The sequence below is a fragment of the Actinomycetospora aeridis genome, assembly GCF_037400275.1.
Classification (GTDB): Bacteria; Actinomycetota; Actinomycetes; order Mycobacteriales; family Pseudonocardiaceae; genus Actinomycetospora; species Actinomycetospora aeridis.
This window is the reverse complement of sequence record NZ_JBBEGL010000003.1, coordinates 728,849-747,032: the sequence shown is the minus strand read 5'-3', so window position 1 is coordinate 747,032 and position 18,184 is coordinate 728,849. Positions and strand designations below refer to the sequence as shown.

General features: G+C 76.3%; 16 protein-coding genes and 1 pseudogene. 4 read left to right on the top strand and 13 right to left on the bottom strand.

From position 1 onward, the window contains the following. Positions 1–46 precede the first annotated feature (46 nt). A complete protein-coding gene (locus WCD41_RS14100) occupies positions 47–871 on the bottom strand; it encodes a hypothetical protein (RefSeq protein WP_337714041.1) in 825 nt (274 codons plus the stop codon). A gap of 155 nt (positions 872–1,026) precedes the next feature. Here WCD41_RS14100 and WCD41_RS14095 point away from each other — a divergent pair, with 155 nt between their 5' ends. Together WCD41_RS14095 and WCD41_RS14090 are read left to right on the top strand one after the other, a co-directional pair. After that, complete coding sequence (locus WCD41_RS14095; RefSeq protein ID WP_337714040.1) at positions 1,027–1,857, top strand: glycerophosphodiester phosphodiesterase family protein; 831 nt, start codon at positions 1,027–1,029, stop codon at positions 1,855–1,857. 214 nt (positions 1,858–2,071) lie between these two features. Beyond that, complete coding sequence (locus WCD41_RS14090) at positions 2,072–2,416, top strand: RNA polymerase-binding protein RbpA (RefSeq protein ID WP_133828683.1); 345 nt, start codon at positions 2,072–2,074, stop codon at positions 2,414–2,416. Positions 2,417–2,498: 82 nt separating this feature from the next. On the opposite strand, the gene WCD41_RS14085 is transcribed toward WCD41_RS14090, so the two are convergent. From WCD41_RS14085 to WCD41_RS14075, 3 genes are all read right to left on the bottom strand, one after another. Then, a complete protein-coding gene (locus tag WCD41_RS14085; RefSeq protein ID WP_337714039.1) occupies positions 2,499–3,278 on the bottom strand; it encodes a polyprenol monophosphomannose synthase in 780 nt (259 codons plus the stop codon). Further along, positions 3,275–4,768, bottom strand: coding sequence for an apolipoprotein N-acyltransferase (gene lnt, locus WCD41_RS14080; protein WP_337714038.1), 1,494 nt, complete (start codon positions 4,766–4,768; stop codon positions 3,275–3,277). Before lnt ends, WCD41_RS14085 begins: the two co-directional genes overlap by 4 nt. 95 nt (positions 4,769–4,863) lie before the next feature. Next, the gene (locus WCD41_RS14075; RefSeq protein WP_337714037.1) at positions 4,864–5,991 is read right to left on the bottom strand and encodes a M24 family metallopeptidase; all 1,128 of its coding nucleotides are present in this window, start codon (positions 5,989–5,991) and stop codon (positions 4,864–4,866) included. A 121-nt stretch (positions 5,992–6,112) separates the two neighbouring features. On the opposite strand from WCD41_RS14075, the gene WCD41_RS14070 reads away from it, so the two are divergent. Further along, positions 6,113–8,116, top strand: a complete 2,004-nt coding sequence (locus tag WCD41_RS14070; protein WP_444876300.1) for a DUF2339 domain-containing protein — start codon at positions 6,113–6,115, stop codon at positions 8,114–8,116. Positions 8,117–8,379: 263 nt separating this feature from the next. On the opposite strand, the pseudogene WCD41_RS14065 reads toward WCD41_RS14070, so the two are convergent. Continuing rightward, positions 8,380–9,366 (bottom strand): annotated as a pseudogene (locus WCD41_RS14065) (NAD(P)/FAD-dependent oxidoreductase); the annotation flags it as partial. A gap of 128 nt (positions 9,367–9,494) precedes the next feature. Between WCD41_RS14065 and WCD41_RS14060 the strand changes: the two are divergent. Then, positions 9,495–10,460 carry a 5'-3' exonuclease gene (locus WCD41_RS14060; protein ID WP_337714232.1) on the top strand — a complete coding sequence of 322 codons (966 nt, stop codon included), beginning with the start codon at positions 9,495–9,497 and terminating at the stop codon, positions 10,458–10,460. On the opposite strand, the gene WCD41_RS14055 is transcribed toward WCD41_RS14060, so the two are convergent. The 8 genes from WCD41_RS14055 to WCD41_RS14020 form a co-directional block, all read right to left on the bottom strand. Then, positions 10,457–10,867, bottom strand: a complete 411-nt coding sequence (locus WCD41_RS14055) for an MmcQ/YjbR family DNA-binding protein (RefSeq protein WP_337714035.1) — start codon at positions 10,865–10,867, stop codon at positions 10,457–10,459. The genes WCD41_RS14060 and WCD41_RS14055 overlap by 4 nt on opposite strands. Continuing rightward, a complete protein-coding gene (locus WCD41_RS14050; protein WP_337714034.1) occupies positions 10,867–11,736 on the bottom strand; it encodes a DUF4333 domain-containing protein in 870 nt (289 codons plus the stop codon). The genes WCD41_RS14055 and WCD41_RS14050 overlap by 1 nt, the downstream gene beginning before the upstream one ends. A 3-nt stretch (positions 11,737–11,739) precedes the next feature. Continuing rightward, on the bottom strand, positions 11,740–14,580 hold the full coding sequence (locus WCD41_RS14045) for a DEAD/DEAH box helicase (protein WP_337714033.1): 2,841 nt from the start codon (positions 14,578–14,580) through the stop codon (positions 11,740–11,742). 38 nt (positions 14,581–14,618) lie between these two features. Beyond that, complete coding sequence (gene tatC / locus WCD41_RS14040; protein ID WP_373695140.1) at positions 14,619–15,542, bottom strand: twin-arginine translocase subunit TatC; 924 nt, start codon at positions 15,540–15,542, stop codon at positions 14,619–14,621. An 85-nt stretch (positions 15,543–15,627) separates the two neighbouring features. Further along, positions 15,628–15,897: a Sec-independent protein translocase subunit TatA gene (tatA, locus tag WCD41_RS14035; RefSeq protein WP_337714031.1), complete on the bottom strand. Its 270-nt coding sequence runs from the start codon at positions 15,895–15,897 to the stop codon at positions 15,628–15,630. Positions 15,898–15,927: 30 nt separating this feature from the next. Next, positions 15,928–16,125, bottom strand: coding sequence for a hypothetical protein (locus tag WCD41_RS14030; protein WP_337714030.1), 198 nt, complete (start codon positions 16,123–16,125; stop codon positions 15,928–15,930). Between the two features lie 53 nt (positions 16,126–16,178). Further along, on the bottom strand, positions 16,179–17,177 hold the full coding sequence (locus WCD41_RS14025) for a helix-turn-helix transcriptional regulator (protein ID WP_337714029.1): 999 nt from the start codon (positions 17,175–17,177) through the stop codon (positions 16,179–16,181). Next, the gene (locus WCD41_RS14020; RefSeq protein WP_337714028.1) at positions 17,174–18,166 is read right to left on the bottom strand and encodes a helix-turn-helix transcriptional regulator; all 993 of its coding nucleotides are present in this window, start codon (positions 18,164–18,166) and stop codon (positions 17,174–17,176) included. The genes WCD41_RS14025 and WCD41_RS14020 overlap by 4 nt, the downstream gene beginning before the upstream one ends. Positions 18,167–18,184: the final 18 nt, after the last annotated feature.

Sequence of the window (18,184 nt, the reverse complement as noted above, 5' to 3'; positions counted from 1 at the left end):
GCGACACCGCCGAGAGATCGTTCTGGAGAGCGGCCCGCGGGCGAGGTCAGCGGAGCAGACCGGTGGCCGTGTCGAGGACGCCGCCGACGATCCTGGTGACCGGGCCACGTCGGGCCGGGGTGCTCGGGCCGTCGTCGTCCGAGGAGGAGCCGCCCGAGGCCGACCCGCCAGAGCTCGACCCGCCAGAGCTCGACCCGCCGGAGGATCCGCCGGAGGACCCGCCCGACGTGCCGCCGTCGTCGTCATCGTCCCCGCGGGTCGTCGGGGTCGAGGTCTCGCCCTCGTCGTCGTCCGACGTGCTGGTGGGGCGCGAGGTGGTGGTGGTGCTCGTCGGGGTCTCGTCGTCGTCCTCGCGGGCCAGGGCGCGGGGAGCGACGGTGACGGTGCGCGGAGGCCGGGCGACGGCGACGGTCGGGTCGTCCATCGGCGGCAGGACCGACGCGTCGGCCGGCGCGCCGGGAGCAGGCGCCCCGGTGTCGGACCCGGGTCGCGCGACCGGCGGGAGCGCCTGGCCCGGCAGGTCGCCGGGCGCCACGACCGGGAAGGTGCCGACCCGCGGGAGCGCGGTGTTCTCGCCGTCGTGGGCGAGCGTCGAGATCGCGGCGGGCACCACGGCGGCGGCGGCCGCGACGGAGGCCGCGGCGAGGCCCCAGCCCCGGAGGCCCCCGCCACGTCCGGCGGTGCCGCCCGCGGCGGCGGCCGCGCCGCGCCGACGGCGGTGACTCGTGCTGCGGCCCGACTCGGTGACCGGGGCGGAGGGCGGGAAGTCGCCCTGCGACTCCTCGATGCCGCGCCGTGCCCAGGCCGGGAGGTCGTCGGGAACGTCCCCCGACGACCACCAGGAGGCCCCGCCCCCCGACCTCTTGGGCATCCTGCGCTCCCCTCAGCCCAGCGTGATCGCTGAGACTACTGCACGTACATGTACGCCCCCAAGGTGGCCCGGCGCATCCCCGAAACGTGGGATGGAACACGGCTGTGTGCATCAACGCCCGCGCCGACGGCCGGGACCGGGCACACTCAGGGCCCGTGACCCGGGCCCACCACCCGAACGCCGCGCACCCGTTCCTCGCCGGCCGGACACCGCGGGCGTTCGCGCACCGTGGGTGGCACATCGGCGACCTCGACGGCCTGGAGAACTCCCTCGCGGCGTTCCGCCGGGCGGTCGACGAGGGCTACACCCACCTCGAGACCGACGTGCACGCCACGGCGGACGGTGTCCTCGTCGTGCACCACGACGCCACCCTGCGCCGCGTCGCGGGGCACCCCGGGGTCCTGCGCACGATGCCCTGGGCCGACCTCGCGGGCGTGCGCCTGCGGGGGCGCGAGCCCCTTCCCCGCCTCGAGGAGGTGCTCGAGGCCCTGCCGGGGACGTTCTTCAACGTCGACCTCAAGGCGCCGGGCACGCTCGCACCGATGCTGCGGCTGCTCGAGCGCGACGACGTCGCCGGACGCGTGGCCGTCGCCAGCATGGACGAGCGGCGGCTGCAGACCGTGCGGTCGCGGTTCGGCGACCGGGTCGTCACCGGCATCGCGACCCGCTCGGCCCTGCGCCTGCGGGCCCGCGCGGTGTCGCCGACGCCGTTGCGCCGCCCGCTGGACCGGGCGCTGCGGGTCCGGGGCGACCTCGCGCAGCTGCCGGTGCGCCTCGGCGCGCTGTCGGTGGTCGACCCCGCGCTCATCGCCGCCGCGCACGAGCTCGGGGTCGAGGTCCACGCGTGGACGGTCGACCGCACGTCCGAGATGCACCGCCTGCTCGACCTGGGCGTCGACGGCCTCATGACCGACCGCCCCGACCTGCTGCGCGACGTCCTCGTCACCCGCGGGGCGTGGACCGCACCCGCCGACGGGGCGGGGTGACGCAGCACCGACCAGGTGGGCACAACCGGCGTCGTGTGGGCGTTGTGAGAGGCGGGTATTCAGCCCGTGTGCGCCCGGACCGGTGAGTCGGGTCACGGATGGGATGAACGTCGGTCGGCGCGGGAACGAACAGCGGTGGTCCGGCGTTGACCAGCCCGTGCCCGGCGCCCCCGCGCGTCCCGGGTGCACTCGCAGTCGAGGAAAGGACACCATCATGGCCGACCGCGTCCTCCGTGGCAGCCGTCTCGGGGCCGTCAGCTACGAGACCGACCGCGACCACGACCTCGCCCCCCGCCGTTCCTTCGCCTACCGCTGCCCCAAGGGCCACGACTTCGAGGTGCCGTTCTCGGACGACGCCGAGGCGCCGGTGACCTGGGAGTGCCGTCTGCACGGCGACGAGGGCAAGCGCATCGACGGCACCGAGCCCGAGCAGAAGAAGGCCAAGCCGCCGCGTACCCACTGGGACATGCTGCTCGAGCGCCGCTCCGTGCCGGAGCTGGAGGAGCTGCTCGACGAGCGTCTGGGCCTGCTCAAGGAGCGCCGCTCCGAGAGCGCCTGAGCGCCGCACGCGCAGAGCTACGACACGCCAGGGCCGTCCCGCATCGCCGGGGCGGCCCTTTCGTGTGCCCGGTCCCGTCGCGTCAGGGACGCGCCGGCCGTGCCCGGAAGCGGCGGGCCCGGTCGCGCACCCCCCAGGACGTGATCCGCCACAGCGCCTCGCGGACCACCTCGCCGCTCATCTTCGACTCGCCGTGCTCCCGCTCGACGAACGTGATCGGCACCTCGCGCACCCGCAGGCCCGCACGCTCCACCCGGAACGCCACGTCGACCTGGAAGCAGTAGCCCTCCGACGCCACCGTCGCCATCCCGAGCTGGGCGAGGGCGGCCCGCCGGAAGCAGCGGTAGCCGCCGGTGACGTCGTGCAGGGCCAGCCGGAGCGTCCGGCGCGAGTAGACGTTCCCCGCCCGGGACAGCAGCCGGCGGTGCCACGCCCACCCGGCCGTCGCGCCCCCCGGCACGTATCGCGAGCCGAGGACGACGTCGGCGTCCGGGGCGGCGGCGAGCAGCCGCGGGAGCTCCTCGGGGGCGTGCGAGCCGTCGGCGTCCATCTGCACGATCCACCCGACGCCGTGGGCGAACCCGCCACAGCTTCCGTCGACGATCAGGGAGAACGCGTCGACGTACGCGGCGCCGAGCCCCGCCCGGGGCGCGTGGTGGTGCACCCGGACCCGCGGGTCGGCCGCGGCGATCTCCTGCGCCAGGGCACCGGTGCCGTCGGGGCTGCCGTCGTCGACGACGAGGATCCGCAGGCCGGGCAGGGTCCGGTGCAGCCGGGTCACGAGGACGGGCAGGCTCTCGCGCTCGTTGTAGGTCGGGACGGTGACCAGCACGTCGGACCCGTCGGTGGCCGGGCCGCTCACGCTCGCTCCCGCCGGCGCCGCACCAGCCCGACCCCCAGCGCGCCGGCGCCGAGCGCGACCAGCACCCACTCGGGGGCCGGTCCGAGGCGCGTGGCGAGGGTGGTCGTGGTGCGCAGCGGCACCCGCTCGACGAGCAGGCCGGGGGTGAACAGGTCGCCGGTGCGCGCGACGAGCGACCCGTCCGGGGCCACCACCGCGCTCTGCCCGCTGGTCGCGGCGATCACCACCGCGCGGTCGTGCTCGATCGCGCGCAGCCGCGACATCCCCTGCTGCTGGTAGGTCATGTCGCTGTAGCCGAAGGTGGCGTTGTTGGTGGGCACGGTCAGCAGGTCGGCCCCGCCCTGCACGGCGTCGCGGACGGCGTCGTCGAACACGACCTCGTAGCAGGTCACGACGCCGAGGCGCACCGGGCCGGCCGGCAGGACACCGGACCCGGTGCCGGGCTCGAAGTCGGTGACGCGGTCGACCAGCGGGGACACCGCGCGGGCGACGGGACGCAGCGGGATGTACTCGCCGAACGGGAGGATGTGACGCTTGGTGTAGGTCCCGGCCGGGCCGACACCGGGCACCCACACGATCGCGGTGTTCCGCGGGCCCCGGACCAGGGTGCCGTCGGCGCCGCGGGTGCCCGAGAGCACGGCGCCGACCACCACGGGGACGCCGATCTCGTCGGTGACCGCCTGGATCTCCGCGCCCGCGTCGGCGTTGCGGATCGGGTCGATGTCCGAGGAGTTCTCCGGCCAGATCACCAGGTCCGGACGCGGGGTGCGGCCGGCCCGGACGTCGTCGGCGAGCCCGCGGGTCTGGGCGACGTGGTTGTCGAGCACCGCGCGGCGCTGGGCGTTGAAGTCGAGCCCGGCGCGCGGCACGTTCCCCTGGACCGCGGCGACGGTGGCGGTCGGACCGGGTGGGCTCGCGGTGACCGACGGCCACAGCGCGAGGCCCGCGGCCGGGCCCAGCAGGACGGCGACGAGGGCCCCCGCCACCGCTCGGGGACGGCGGGGGCCGCGCAGCGCGCGGACCAGCGCCCAGAGGCCGGCGCCGGACAGGGCGACCGCGACGCTGACCAGCGGGGCGCCACCCACCGACGCCAGCGCCGCGAACGGCCCGCCGGGCTGCCCGAACGCGAGCTTCGCCCACGGGAAGCCCTCGAACGGGGCGCGCTCGATGAACGCCTCGCCGCCCACCCACAGGCACGCCGCCCACACCGGCGCCACCGGCAGCCGCGTCACCAGCGGCAGCAGGGCGATCGGCACCGCCATGACCACCGTGAGGGCGACGAGCAGCAGGAACCACACGCCGCCGACGTACTCGCCGGTCCAGTGCAGCAGCGGCCACTGGTAGGCGACGCCGACCAGCAGCCCGAGCCCGAACGCCGACCGGAGGCGGCACCCGTCGACGACCGTGAGGACCAGCGCGATGCCCAGCGGCGCGGCCCACCAGGCCCCGAGCGGGGGGAACGCGACGTAGAGCAGCAGCCCGGCGACCACGGCACCGGCGAGCCGCCCGAGGGTTCGCAGCGTTGGGCCCCGTCGCTCGAACAGACCGAGCGAGGGGGCCCTTCGCTCGGATCCAGGATCGGTCGTCAGCACGACTGCAGGTCGTGGGGGCGCTGGTTCACCGACTCGCAGCCGGAGTCGGTGACGATCACGATGTCCTCGATGCGGGCGCCCCAGCGGCCCGGGAAGTAGATGCCCGGCTCGACGCTGAAGGCCATGCCGGGCTCGAGCAGCAGGTCGTTGCCGTCGACGACGTAGGGCTCCTCGTGCACCTCGAGGCCGATGCCGTGGCCCGTGCGGTGCACGAAGTACTCGCCGTACCCGGCGTCGCGGATGATCGAGCGGGCGGCCTCGTCGATGCTCGCCGCCGTCACCCCGGGGCGCACCGCGTCGACCGCGGCGGCCTGGGCGCGCTGGAGCACGGCGTAGACCTCGCGGACGTCGCCCGCGGGCTCCCCCACGACGTAGGTGCGCGTGGAGTCGGAGTTGTAGCCGTCGGGCAGCGGCCCGCCGATGTCCACGACCACCACGTCGCCGGTCTGCAGGACGCGGTCGGACACCTCGTGGTGCGGGCTCGCCCCGTTCGGCCCCGAACCGACGATGACGAACGCCGCCTCGGCGTGGCCCGCGTCGACGATGGCGCGGGTGATGTCGGCGCCGACCTCCGCCTCGGTGCGCCCCGCGACGAGCCACCCGGGGACCCGGGCGTGCACGTCGTCGATGGCGGCGCCGGCCCGGCGCAGCGACGCGATCTCCTCGGTGTCCTTGCGCATCCGCAGCTCGCGCAGGATCGGGGTGGCGAGCTCGAGCGTCGCGCCGGGCAGGGCGTCACGCAGGCCCAGGACGTGCAGGGCCGGCATGTCGGAGGCCACCGCGACCCGCCGGACGGCGCCCGCCCCGGAAGTCAGCCGCGACGCGGCCAGGGCGTGGGGGTCGACCCCGTCGGTCCAGGTCAGCACGTCCATCGCCTCGACGGCCGACCCGTCGAGGCCGGGGCGTTCGAGCGTCGGGACCACGAAGGCGGCCCCGCCCTCGGTGGGTAGCAGGAGGGCCGAGAGCCGCTCGTGGGAGTGCTTGACGACGCCGGTGAGGTACTGCAGGTCCGGGCCGGGGGTCACGACCAGGGCGTCCACCCCGGCCTCGCGGGCGGCGGCCCGGGCGCGCTCGAGCCGCGCGGCCACGTGCTCGGGCGCGCCGGCGAGGGTGCTGCTCATGGTCGCCGAGCCTAGGTCAGGCGGTCGCCGGCAGACGAAGCGCAGCGGAGCCCGACCCTCGCGGCGGGTTGAGTAGATGTCCCCTGGGTGCCCGGACCGCGTTCCGGGACGCTCCGGTGTCATGAACAGCCCGGTGTCGCAGGACGCGCTCCTCGCCCGCCTCGACGGCGACCTCGCCGGTCTCGGCCGGGAGGTCGACCGGATCCGCGGGGTCCTGCAGACCCTGCGGCCGGCGAGCACACCGGCACCGGCCCCACCCGCTCCCCCGTCCACCCCGGTGCCGGCCTGGGCGCCACCCACCGCCTGGGCTCCCCCGCCCGCGTGGGCCCCGCACCCCGTGCCACCGCCGCCACACCGTGGTCCCGGCCGCCCCTCGCGTCCGCCCCGCACCCCCCGCGTGACCTGGACGCCGGCGCGGCTGCTCGCCGTCACCGGCGGCGCGACCACCGTGCTCGGCGTGGTCATGCTGCTGGTCCTGGCCGCCGGGCGCGGATGGTTCGGCCCGGAGGCGCGCGTGATCGGCGGCGCGGTGCTGGGCCTGGCGCTGGTGGGCGTCGGGGCGTGGGTCCGTCGCCGGGCCGGACGGATCCACGGGTCGAGCCCCGCTGCGCTCCCACTCCCGCAGGAGACGCCCGCCGGGGCCGTCGCGCTCGTCGCCACCGGGGTCGCCGCGCTCTTCCTCGCCGACGTGGCCGCCGTGGCGCTCTTCGACTTCCTGCCCCTCGCGGTCGGGGCGCCCCTGGCCCTCGTCGTGACCGCCGGCGGCCTCGCGCTCGCGGACCGCTGGCGCCACCGGGGTCTCGCGCTCGGCGTGCTCGTCGCGTCCGCCCTCGCCGCGCCGCTCGTGGTGGGCGCGCCGACGCCCACGCTCGTCGCGGTCCTGCTGGCCGCCCAGGTGGCCGCCGTCGTCGTCGCCCGCCGCCAGGCGTGGCCGCTCGTGGCCGCGGTCGCGACCGTCGCGAGCACGCTCGCCGCCCTGGGCGCCGCGATCCGGTTCCTCGCCGGTGCCACGTTCTCCGACCTGCCGACCACCGTCGCGGTGCTGGCCGTCCTCGCGGCCGGCGGCGCCACCGCGGTCGCCGTCGGGGCGCCGGGCCGCGCCGTCGCCGCGACGCTGCTCGGCCTGCCCGTGCTCCCGGTCCTGCTCGTGGCGCCGGGCCTGGCCCGCGTGCCGGGCACGCTGGTCGCCGGCGGGGTCGCCGTGGTCCTGCTCCTCGCGGTCGTGGCCCTCGACCGCGCCGCCGCGCCCGTCGGGCACCGCGCGCTCGCGCTCGTGGCGGGCACGGGCGGCACCGCCGCGCTGCTCGTCGCGACCCTCATCGCGATGGACTCCGGCCCGGCCTCGGTGCCGCTGCTCGCCGAGGCCACCGTGCTCGCGGTCGCCGCGGCCGTCGTCCGCCGCACCGGCCCGCTCGTGGCCGCCGGCGTGCTCGCCCTCGTCGGCGGGCTCGTCGCCCTCGCCGTCGACGCGCCGCCGGACCTTGTCGCGGACTTCCCCACGCGCCCGTTCGTCCTCACCGCACCCGGCGGCACGGCCACGTCGGGCGTCGTGGGCGAGCTGGTCGGCGCGCTCGGGACGTCCGTGCTGCTCGTCGCGGTCGCCGCCACGGGTCTGTTCGCGCTCACCCGCCTCGGCGCGCTGCGCGACCGGACGCAGACGGCGGTCGCCGCCGCCTGGCTCGGCGTGGTCGGGCTCTACGGGGCGACCGGCACGGTGGTGACGAGCGCGCTGCTCGTCTCCCCGACCCGCGATGCCTTCCTCGCCGGCCACGTCCTCGTCACCGTGGGCTGGACCGCCGCCGCCCTCGTGCTGCTCGTCCGCGGCCTGCAGTCGTCGTTGCCGCGGGTCCTCGGTGGGGTGCTGGTGGTCGCGGCCGTCGTGAAGCTCGTGTTCTTCGACCTGACCGCCCTCGACGGGCTGGCGCGGGTCGCGGCGTTCCTGGGGGCCGGGCTCGTGCTGCTCGCGGCCGGGGCCGGCTACGCGAGGGCCCTGGCCGGGGTGTCCGGGGCGGCCGGCGCCGCGGGGACGTCCGGCGCCGCCGCCCCCGCGGCGGCCCCGACGATCCCGGCGAGCTCGTCCACCGACGGGCCCGCCGCCACCGGTGGCCGCCACCCGGAGGCGTAGATCTCCTGGACCCGCGGGTGCACCGCGGTCAGCGAGTCGGGCAGGGCCCGCATCGCCAGGTAGGGCCCGACCACGGCCATCAACGAGGGGTCGACCGCGGTCGCCGAGACGACGAGGTCGGACGTCGGTGGCCGGGCCGGGTCGACGTCCTCGCCCGCCCAGCGCGCGGTCTGGGCCGCGTCGGTGGCGAGGTGGTCGAGGAACCAGGGCCGGATGTGGTCGCCGCACCACGCGTCCTGGGCGAGCGTGAGCCCTTCCGGGTCGCTTCCCCCGTCGTCGAGGAGCGCGAGCAGGTGCTCGACCTGCATCAACGAGGTCGACACCCCGCGGCCGGCGGTCGGGTTGGTGGTGCAGACGCTGTCGCCGACGAACACGACGCCGGGCAGCGGCACCCGTCCCCGCGCGTCGAGCTGGCCGCGGTAGGTGTTGTGCAGCCGACCGCCCGGCAGCACCGGGCTGATCGGCGCGGCGCGGGCCGGGTCGGTCCAGGTCGCCAGCAGCGGGATCGCGGTGGCGGCGGCCGTCCACGCGGCCTCGTGGCGCAGGGCGGCGAGGCGCCGGTCGGCGCTCGGGCGGGCGATGAGGGTCGAGAAGGTGCCCGCATCGTGCCGGAACACGATGACGATGTAGCCGGCGTGCTCCGCGACCGCGCCGATCACCGAGGTGATGGGCCCGGGCTCGGCCCCGGGCTGCAGGCGGTACTGGCGCGAGACGTAGGCGAGGCCGCAGTCGACGGAGTCCCCGGACGGGCGGAGGTCGTCGGCGAGGCTCGCGGTGCGCCCGGTGGCGACGAGCACGAGGTCCCCCTCCACCGACCCGTCGCGCAGCCGCACTCCCGTCGCGCGCCCCCGCGCGCCGAGCACGGCGTCGGCGCGGCCCCGGATCCGCGTGACGCCGGGCTCGTCCTCTGCGACCCGGCGCAGCTCGCGCTCCACGACCATCCGCCGACAGCGCAGCCCCGATCCCGGCGGGACCTCGTCCCCGGCCGGCACGCCGTCCGGGGCGAACGCCACGGCGCCGTGCGCGAGCAGGGCGTCGAAGGCCTCGGGCATCTCCGCGCGGATCACGTCGATCGCCTGGGGCCGGAACCCGTGCGGGTGGTGGAACTGCATGACCCCGCGCCGCGACCAGTGCTCGGCGTCGCCGGGCCCCGGGTCGTTGTCGACCAGCGACACCCGGTGCCCGCGGCGGGCCAGCGCGACCGCGCTGACCAGTCCCGTGGGTCCTGCGCCGACGACGACGGTGTCCATGGCCGCTCCCGGGATCGATGGCCCCCGACCAGCGCACTCCTGGTCCGAGGGGCACGTCAAGCACCGTGACCGTCGGCGTCGGGGCGAGCCCGGAGCGTGGGAAGCTCTCGTTCATGGACGCCCCGGTGATGCTGCTCGACTCGGCCAGCCTGTGGTTCCGGGCCTTCTACGGGGTGCCGGCCTCGCTCACGGCCGACGACGGCACGCAGGTCAACGCCGCGCGGGGCTTCTGCGACATGGTCGCCCGCCTGGTGCGCGAGCGGCAGCCGGGCGGCGTCGTCGCCTGCCTCGACCGCGACTGGCGCCCGGCGTTCCGCGTGCGCGCGATCCCGTCGTACAAGGCACACCGCGTCGACCCGTCGATGGGCGACCCGTCCTCGCCCGTCGGGGGCGCACCCGACGCCGAGGCCGCCCCGCCCGAGCTCGGGCCGCAGGTCGACATCATCCTCGACGTGCTCGCCGCCGCGGGGATCCCGACCGCCGGCGCGGAGGGCTACGAGGCCGACGACGTCATCGGCACCCTGTGCGCGACCGAGAGCAGCGACGCGATCGAGGTGGTCAGCGGCGACCGCGACCTGCTCCAGCTCGTGCGCGACGAGCCGACGCCGGTGCGGATCGTCTACATCGCCCGCGGGGTGTCGAAGTACGAGCTCTACGGCCCCGAGGACGTCGCCGCCCGCTACGGCGTGCCCACGGCCCGCGCGGGTGACGGCTACGCCGAGATGGCGATGCTGCGCGGCGACCCCTCGGACGGGCTGCCGGGCGTCGCCGGGATCGGCGAGAAGACCGCGGCGCAGGTCGTGTCGAAGTTCGGCTCGTGGGACGAGATGATCGGTGCGGTGCTCGACCGGTCCGACCAGCGGATGTCCTCGGCCGTGCGCGCCAAGATGGCGAAGGCCGGCGAGTACCTCGTCAAGGCGCCCGAGGTCGTGCGCGTCGCCCCCGACGCCCCCATCGACTGGACCGGCGAGCGCCGCCCCCTGCCCCACGCGCCGGTGGACGAGGCGAAGCTGGCCGAGCTCTCCGAGCGCTGGAACCTCACCGGCTCGGTCGACCGCCTCGTCGCCGCGCTCAAGGGTGAGCCGGCTCCCTAGCCGTCCCGGCGACCCTGCTCGGCCAGCCACGCCGCCGCGACCGTCTTCGGCGCGCGCTGCTGCCAGGCCTCCTCGACGAGCTCGCGCAGCTCGTCGGCCCCGATGCGCTCCAGGCGCACCAGCACCGCGGGGTAGCCGTCGAAGTGCGGCGTCGTGAAGTAGACGTCGGGATCGTCGGCGATGAGGGCCGCCTTGACGCCCTCGTCGGCGACGCGGACACCGAGCACGTCGCCGGTGGGCAGCGGGACGCCCGCCGCCTCGAGCGCGGCCTCGTCGGCCCGTCGCAGCGGGCGCTCCCAGACGAAGCCCTTGGATGACACGCGCCAGTGCGCCGACCCCCACGAGACCTTCTCGTCGGTCCGCGGCAGCGCCAGCGCGAGGGCGCGGACGTCGTCCAGGGTGGCCATCAGCGGGGCTGGCCGACGGAGTACGTGCCCTGCGGGTCGACGACGGACACCGGCACCTGCACCGGACGCCCGTCCACCGTGGCCGAGCACGTGAAGCGCGCGCCCGTGCGGACCTCCTGGTCGGCCGGGCACGAGACGTCGGAGATCTGGCGGTGCCACTCGTCGGTGACGACCCGCGTCACGCCCTGCGCGACCGCGTCGGCGTCGAGCACGTCCACCCGCGCGAAGCGGGGCCCGACGACGAACGCCAGCAGCCCGAGGACGATCAGCGCCACCAGCAGCACCGCCCCGGCGACGATCCCGACGACCTTCCAGGGGAACGGCCGGCGCGGCGGCGGCGGGTACGGCCCGCCCCATCCCGGCCCGGGCTGCCCCCACCCGGGCGGTCCTCCCCCGGGCGGTCCTCCCCCGGGCGGCGCCCACGTCCCCGGCCCACCGGGGCCGGGCTGACCGGGCTGACCGGGCTGGGTGAACTGGGCGGTGCCGGACGGCCCACCCCAGCCCGGTGCCGGGCCGGGGCCGGGCTGCTGGGCATGGCCGTACGGGCCGGGCGAGCCGTACCCGGCGGGAGCGCCCGGGTGCGGCGCCGTACCGGCGTCCCAGGCCCTGTCCCCGGGGGTGTCCCAGTGCGTCCCCGGCTGCTGCTGGCCCGTGGGAGGGGTGGGCGGCGCATCCTCCGGCGCGTCCGCCGGCGAGGCCGCGCCGGGAGCGACCCACGGGGCGTCCGCCGACCCCGAGCCCGACCCCGAGCCCGGCTCCGGTCCCGTGCCCTGCTCGGCCGTCGGCCGGGCGTCGTCAGCGGCTCCCGGCTCCGGCGGCGCCCAGGGCGATCGGGGCGCGGCGGTCGGATCGACCGGGGGCTCGCTCACGACTCATCCCTCTCCGACGGCGACGACGCCGCGGCGGATGGCGCGGACCGCGTCGGCGGCGGCACGGCCGACGGTGTCCCCGCCGCCCGCGACGGCGCGGATCTGGTCCAGCAGGTCGACGACCTGCCGGCACCACCGCACGAAGTCTCCCGCGGAGAGCTCGGTGCCGTGCGCGCGGGCCCCGGCGAGCACCGTGGCCAGGGAGTCGCCCCGCACCCAGCGGTGCACCGGCCACGCGAAGCCGAGGTCGGGCTCCCGGGTCTTGTCGAGGTGGTGGCGCCGCTCGTCGGCGACGAGGTCGTGCCAGAGCTGCACGGTCTGGTCCACCGCGGTGACGGCGTCGTCGGGCACCCGCGGCACCCCGCCGTCGTCGCGGCGGCTGTCGTAGACGAGCGACGACGCGACCGCCGCGATCTCGGCGGGACCGAGGCCGCGCCACACGCCGCTGCGCAGGCACTCGGCGACGAGCAGGTCGGACTCGCCCCAGAGCCGGGAGAGCCGGCGGCCGTTGTCGGTGACGTCCTGCTCGGCGTCGCGGGCGTCGTCGAGGTAGCCGCGCTCGGTGAGCAGGCCGCGGATGCGGTCGAAGTTCCGCGCGAGCGAGTGCGTCGTCGAGCGCACCCGGGACTGCAGCTGCTCGGTCTCGCGCTCGAGGCGCTGGTGGCGCTCGTACCAGCGGGCGCGGTCGTCGCGGTCGGGCAGCGCGTGGCAGGGGTGGGCGCGCAGGGCGCGGCGCAGCGCGGCGAGCTCGGCGTCCTCGTTGTCCGCCGCGCCACGGCGCCGTCGGGAGGATCCGTTGCGCAGCGGCGGCTCGAGTCCCGTCTCCCGCAGCGCGTTGGCGAGGTCGCGGCGGACGCGGGGCACGCGATGGTCGACCTTGCGCGGCAGCTTCATCGTGCCGAGCGCGACCACGGGCTCGGGGAAGTCGCCGAGCGAGAGCCGGCCCGCCCAACGGTCCTCGGTGAGCACGAGCGGGCGCGGCTCCTGGCCGCGCGGACTGCGGTCGACGCCGGGGTCGAGGACGACGGCGAGGCCGGCGCGCTTGCCGCCGGGCACGGCGATGACGTCGCCGGGGCGCAGGGCCTCCAGCGAGGTCGCGGCGTCGGCCTTCTGCGCCGAGCGACCCTGACGCGAGAGCAGCTTCTCCCGGTCGGAGACGCGGCGGCGCAGATCCATGTACTCGGAGAACGAGGCGAAGTCCTTCTCCTCGCCCGAGTGCCCGCCGGCGGCCTCGGCGTAGCCGGCGAGGGCTTCCCGGTTGCGCTCGAGGCGCTTGGCGAGCCCGACGACGCTGCGGTCGGCCTGGAACTGCGCGAACGACTGCTCGAGCAGCTCGCGGGCGTCCTCGACGCCGAGCCGGTCGACGAGGTTGACGGCCATGTTGTAGCCGGGCCGGAACGACGAGCGCAGCGGGTAGGTGCGCGTCGAGGCCAGCCCCGCGACCTGCTCGGGGTCGACGCCCGGCGTCCACACGACCACCGCGTGGCCCTCGACGTCGATGCCGCGGCGCCCGGCGCGCCCGGTGAGCTGGGTGTACTCCCCCGGGGTCAGCTCGACGTGCGCCTCGCCGTTGTACTTCACGAGCTTCTCGAGGACGACGGTCCGCGCCGGCATGTTGATCCCGAGCGCGAGCGTCTCCGTGGCGAAGACCGCCCGCACGAGCCCGCGGACGAACAGCTCCTCGACGGTCTCCTTGAACGCCGGCAGCATCCCGGCGTGGTGGGCGGCGACCCCGCGCTCGAGGCCCTCGCGCCACTCCCAGTAGCCCAGGACCTCCAGGTCGGCGTCCGGCAGCCCGCTCGTGCGCCGCTCCACGACCTCGCGGATCGCCGGGACGTCGTCGGGGCCGGTGAGCCGCAGCCCGGAGCGCACGCACTGCGTGACGGCCGCGTCGCACCCGGCGCGGCTGAAGATGAACGTGATCGCGGGCAGCAGGCCCGCGCCGTCGAGACGCTCGATGACGTCGACGCGCGACGGCGGGCGGAAGCCGGACGGCCCGCCCCGGCCGGGCGGGCCCTGGCGGCCTCCCGGTCCCCCGCGCCGGTCGCGGCCCGGCGGGCCCGAGCGGCCGCGCCCACCGCGCACCGCGGGTCCGCGGTCGACCTCGGCGACGGCGCGCACGAGCGTGGGGTCGACCTTGAGGGTGGCCGCGCCGCCTCGGCGTTCCTCGGCAAACAGGTCGAACATGCGGTGCCCGACGACCATGTGCTGCCACAGCGGCACCGGTCGGGTCTCGTCGACGACGACGGTGGTGTCGCCGCGGACGGTGACGAGCCAGTCGCCGAACTCCTCGGCGTTGCTGACCGTCGCGGACAGCGAGGCGATCTGCACGTGCTCGGGCAGGTGGAGGATGACCTCCTCCCACACGGCGCCGCGGAAGCGGTCGGCGAGGTAGTGCACCTCGTCCATCACCACGTAGGCGAGGCCCTCGAGCGCCGACGACTCGGCGTAGAGCATGTTGCGCAGCACCTCGGTGGTCATGACGACCACGGGGGCGTTGCCGTTGATCGCGGCGTCGCCGGTCAGCAGGCCGACGGCGTCCGCGCCGTGGCGCTCGACGAGGTCGGCGTACTTCTGGTTCGACAGGGCCTTGATCGGCGTCGTGTAGAAGCACTTCTGCCCGCGGGCCAGCGCGAGGTGCACCGCGAACTCGCCGACGACGGTCTTGCCGGCGCCGGTGGGCGCGCAGACCAGCACGCCGTGGCCCTGCTCGAGGGCCGCGCAGGAACGGCGCTGGAAGTCGTCGAGCTCGAACGAGAGCCCCGTGGTGAAGCGGCCGAGCTGGGGATGTGCGGCGCGGGTGCGAGCCTGCTCATAGGCCTCGGCGGGAGAGCGGGTGGCCACCCACCCACACTGACACATCGGGACGACGTGCCGCTGGCTCAGGTGACGTCCCACCGGTCGGCCGACCCGCCGTCACTCCGGTCGGTCCTGTCCACCGGCTGGATCCGCGGCGCCGGTCCCGGCGCGGGGGTCGTGGAGCCGAGGCGATCGTCCAGCGGCGAGGGCTGGTCCGGGTCGAGGCCGTCCCAGCCCTGCTCGAGACGCCGTCGTGCCTCCCGCTTGTCGTGCACCCGGGCCACCTGGATGGCGAACTCGAGCAGCAGCACCAGCGAGACGCCGAGGGCGAGCATCGAGATGGGGTCCTGCCCCGGGGTCGCCACGGCGGCGAAGACGAACAGCCCGAACACGAGACCCCGGCGCCACCGCTTGAGCTGGTCGTAGCCGACCACCCCGACGCGGTTGAGCATGATCACCAGCAGCGGGAGCTCGAAGCTCACCCCGAAGATGACCAGCAGCGCGAGCAGCAGGCTGAAGTAGTCCGACCCGCGCAGGACGGTCGCCTGGATGTCGCCGCCGATGGTGAACAGGAACTGCAGCGCCTGGGTGACGACGAAGTAGGCGAGGACCGCGCCCGCGGTGAACAGGACCACGGCGCCGGTGACGAAGGTGTACGCGAAGCGCTTCTCCTTCGCGTACAGCCCCGGGGTGATGAAGCCCCAGATCTGGGCGAACCAGATCGGGCTCGACAGCAGCGCCCCGGCCGTCGCCGCGACCTGCAGGCGCAGCACGAACTGCTCGAACACCCCGAACGCGACGAGGCGGCACTGCTCGCCGCCGCCGAGCTGCACGCGGTTCTCCGGCGGGAGCGCGCAGTAGGGCTCGGTGAGGATCTGGCCGAGCGAGGGCAGGCCGAAGGGGTACGACGTGTACCAGATGAACCCGAGCACCGTGCCGAGCGCGACGGCGAGCAGCGCGATGGCGAGGCGCCGGCGCAGCTCGTAGATGTGCTCGACGAGCGTCATCGTGCCGTCGGGGTTGCCCCGACGGCGCGCTCCGGGCCAGCGCAGGCTGCGCCACCACCGGGCGCGGGACCCGGGCGCCGTCACCTCAGGACGAGCTGGAGCCCGGACGCGTGGCCGGGGAGTCCTGGCTCGCGGGCACTGTGCCGTTGGTGCCGGTCGGCGCCTCGTCGAGTGCGCGGCCCGGGGCCTGCGGCTCGGCCGTGCCCTTCTCGGCCTTCTCGTCCTCGCGCAGGCCGCGCGTCTCGGCCTTGAAGATGCGCATGGACTGGCCCAGCCCGCGTGCCATGTCGGGCAGCTTCTTGGCGCTGAACAGCAGCACCACGCCGACGATCGCGACGATGACCCATTCGCTCACGGTGTGGCTCCTTCCACGGTGCTGCCGATGCTACGCGCGCCGCTCGGCGAGGCGGACCTTGAGCGCGGCCAGCCGCGCCGTGATCAACCCGGTGTCGCGGCCGATCTGCTCCCGCGCCACGCCGGAGACCAGGACGAACCGCTTGACCGGCCCGAGCAGCGCGCCGACCACGAGACCGAGCCCGACGAGTGCCACGAGCACCACCACGACGCTCCACAGGTACGGCACGCCGCAGACCCTAACGGGACGGGGTGACCGGGCGGTGAACGCCTGTCCGCGACTCAGTCGTCCTCGCCGTACGCCGCCAGCGCCTCGCGGGCCCGGGCGCGGCGGGCCTCGACGAGGTCGGGCGGGGCGAGGACGTCGACGGCGTCGCCGAGGCCCAGCAGCAGGCGCACCATCCAGTCGCGGTCGCCGTAGCGCATGGTCACGCGGGCGGAACCGTCGTCGTCGGCGTGCAGGTCTTCGACCGGGTAGTACTCGGCGACCCAGCGCGCCGCGGGGCGCAGCACGAGCGCGGCGACGTGCGCGCCGTCGTCGGGGCGCAGGAGGTCCTCCCCCGAGCCCTCGCGGCCCCGGGCCCCCGGTGGCGGGGCGGCGGGCTCGTCGAGGACCTCCGCGTCGTCGACCCGGTCGAGACGGAAGAGCCGCACGCCCTCGGCGCGCCGGCACCACGCCTCGAGGTAGGCGGAGGCGTCGACGAGCAGCAGGCGCATCGGGTCGACCACGCGGCGCCCGACCGCGTCGCGCGACGCCGAGTAGTAGGTCAGCCGCAGGGCACGGCCGGTCTCGACGGCCCGGCGGACCTCGTCCTCGGCCCCTCCGGGGCGGCGGCCCAGCCCGACGGCGACGACGGCCGTGCCCTCGCCCGCCGGCTCGGCGGACTCGTCGGGGACCGGGCCGACCCGGCCCGCGGCGTCCTCGATCTTGGCCAGGGCCCGCTGGACGGCGTCGGCGTCGACCATGCCAGGCGCGTCCGCGAGCGCCCGCAGGGCCACCGCGAGGGTCGCCGCCTCGGCGCCCGAGAGCCGCAGCGGACGGCGCATCCCGGCGTCGAACGTGACCGTCACGGTGTCGCCCTCGAACGACAGGTCGACCAGGTCCCCCGGACCGTAGCCGGGCAGCCCGCACATCCAGAGCAGCTCGAGGTCGCGGCGCAGCTGGGCCTCGCCGACCCCGAAGTCCGCGGCGGCCTCGGCCACCGCGATGCCGGGGCGGGCGAGCAGGTAGGGCACGAGCGTGAGCAGGCGCGGTAGCCGCTCGGACACACCGGCGGTCATCGGACGCTCCCCGCCTCGACGGTGTCCACGCCGGCGAGCGTCCCCCGCAGCAGCGCGACCACGGCCTTGCGCAGCTCCGGCGGCTCGAGCACCACGGCGTCCGGGCCGTACGCGGCCACCCAGCGCGCGGCGGTGTCGACGCGCGACAGGTCGATCTCGACGACGTCGGGGTCGCCGCCGGGGTCGGGTCGCGACCCACGCCGCAGCCCCTCGGCACGCCCCGGGACCAGCCGGACCCGCGCCGTGCCCGACGGCGGCGGCGGGCCGGCGGACGCGGCGACGAGCGCGACGAGGTCGAGGTCGGCCGGCGGGGTCACCGCGCCGCGGGCGCCGACCGCGCGGACGTCGTCGCCGATGCGCGAGAGGCGGAAGCAGCGCACGTCGTCGCGGTCGCGGTCGTGGCCGACCAGGTACCAGCGCCCCCGCCAGGACACGACGCCCCACGGTTCGACGGTGCGCGTCCGGGCCTCGGCGGTGGGGTTCGACCGGTGGGTGAAGGTGACGACGCGCCCGGCCCGGCTGGCCGCGAGCAGCGGCGCGAACGCCGGCTCGGCGGCCCGGAGCCGGGGCTGGACGGCCGACGCGGCGTCGGGGTCGACCGCGATGCCGGCCGCGCGCAGCTTCTGCAGGGCCGACCGCGCGGCCCCCGCCAGCGCCGGGGAGTCCCACAGCCGGGCGGCCAGGGCGACCGCCGTCGCCTCGTCGGGCGCGAGGTCGATGTCGGGCAGCTCGTAGTGGCCGCGGGCGATGCGGTAGCCGTCGACGGGCTCGGCCATCGACGAGCGTCCGGTCTCGAGCGGGACGCCCAGCTCACGCAGCTCGGCCTTGTCGCGCTCGAACATCCGGAAGAACGCCTCGTCCGACGCGACGTCCGCGTAGCCCGGCACCGTGGCCCGGATGCGCTCGGCGCTGAGGTACTGGCGCGTCGAGAGCAGGCAGAGCACCAGGTTGACCAGGCGTTCGGCGCGCGCGGACGGGCTGGTCGTCACGGGCGTGAGCCTACCGAG